The following is a 1,434-nucleotide window of genomic DNA, read 5'->3' on the forward strand; positions in this document are numbered from 1 at the left end:
GAGGTGACGTGGCTGACGCGCGGCGCGGTGGCGACGGGTCCGGACGAGGGCGCCGGCGGACTGACGCGGGCGCCGCTATGGGGATTGGTGCGGAGCGCGCGGGCGGAGCATCCGGACCGGCGGCTGCAGCTGGTGGACCTGGATGCGCTGCCTGCGGATGCGACGCTGCTGTCGCAGCTGACCTCGACGAGGTCGGAGCCTGAGCTGGCGCTGCGGCACGGCGCGGTGCTGGCGCCGCGGCTGATGCGCACTGGCGTGGGCACATTGCAGGCGCCGGGCTCGGCGCGGGACTACCGCGTCGTGGTGAGCGATGCCGGCCGGCTCGACGGCGTCAGCCTGGTGGCGGCGGACGCGCTGTCGGAGCCGCTGGCGGCCAATGAAGTCCGGGTCGCGGTGCGCGCGGCCGGCATGAACTTCCGCGACGTGCTGATCACGCTGGGGCAGATCGCCTCGCCCGGCATCGGCTTCGAGTTTGCCGGCGTGGTGGAAGCGGTCGGCGCGGATGTGACCTCGCCTGGCATTGGCGATCGGGTGTTCGGCTGCGGGCGCGGCTGCTTCGGCACGCGCGCGGTGACGCCGGCGGCGCTTCTTGCGAAGATCCCGGCGGGGATGTCGTTCGAGGCGGCGGCGACGATCCCGCTGGCCTATCTGACGGCGCTGTATGCGCTGCAGGAGCTCGGGCAGGTCAGGCCGGGTGATCGGGTTCTGGTGCATGCGGCGGCCGGCGGTGTCGGGATGGCGGCGGTGCAGCTGTGCCGGCATTTTGGCGCGGAGGTGTACGGTACGGCGAGCCCGGGCAAATGGCCGGTGCTGGCGCGGATGGGGCTGGACAGCCGGCACATCGCAAGCTCGCGCGACCTCAGCTTCGAGACGCAGTTCCGCTCGGCGACCGGGGGCGAGGGCGTCGACGTCGTCCTCAATGCGCTGACCGGCGAGTTCGTCGATGCCTCGCTGCGGCTGCTGCCGCGGGGCGGCCGGTTCCTGGAGATGGGGATCACCGACGGGCGCGACCCGGCCGCGATCGCGGCGAAGTACCGGGGCGTGAGCTATCATGCGTTCGTGCTGGCGCTGGAGCAGATGCCGGCGCTCCTGCAGCAGATCATGGGCCTGTTCGCGGACGGCGTGCTGGAGGCGTTGCCCTACGTTGCCTACGACGTCAGGCAGATGCCGGCGGCGCTGCGGCAGATGGCGCAGGGCCGTCACGTCGGCAAGCAGGTGGTGCAGCTGCCGCGGCGTCTGGAAGCCGGCGGCACGGTGCTGATCACGGGCGGCGCGGGCGAGCTCGGCAGCGAAGTCGCGCGGCATCTGGTGAGCGGGCATGGCGTGCGGCATCTGCTGCTGACCTCGCGCCGCGGCCTGGCCGCGCCGGGTGCCTCCGAGCTGGTGGCGGAGCTCAAGGCACTGGGCGCGCAGACGGTCGAGCTGGTCAGCTGC

1 protein-coding gene is annotated in these 1,434 nt (G+C 72.9%); it reads left to right on the plus strand.

The features are described from left to right. The coding region (locus AC1RUR_RS38305; RefSeq protein WP_492853335.1) for a SpnB-like Rossmann fold domain-containing protein at window positions 1-1,434 on the plus strand (1,434 nt) is incomplete at both ends.

The sequence above is a fragment of the Bradyrhizobium sp. GW821-FHT12B03 genome (genome assembly GCF_058807535.1).